General features: G+C 33.8%; 1 protein-coding gene. It reads left to right on the top strand.

Features of this window, described 5'->3' with window-relative positions; all coding sequences use genetic code 11:
• Nucleotides 1-231 (top strand): hypothetical protein (locus AAEY88_RS15860; RefSeq protein WP_350563896.1); only part of this gene is annotated, 231 nt, incomplete at both ends.

Below are 231 nucleotides of genomic sequence, written 5' to 3'. Positions count from 1 at the left end.
AACTAAAACCGCACGAAAAGAAAACAAAAACCAACAAAAACAAAAAAAACAAACCAAAACCAAAACCAAAAAAAAAAACAACAAACCCCACAAACCCCACCAAAAAACCAACAAAAACAACCACACACAACAAAACAAACCAAAAAACAACACCAACAACCAACCACAAAACACCCCCAAAAACACAAACAAAACCAACACACCAAAAAACAAAAAAACCAAACAAACCCA

It is taken from the genome of Psychrobacter sp. CAL346-MNA-CIBAN-0220 (genome assembly GCF_040309805.1).
Taxonomy (GTDB): domain Bacteria; phylum Pseudomonadota; class Gammaproteobacteria; order Pseudomonadales; family Moraxellaceae; genus Psychrobacter.
Note: the sequence above shows the minus strand (reverse complement) of the source record. Positions and strands in the feature narration are given on the sequence as shown.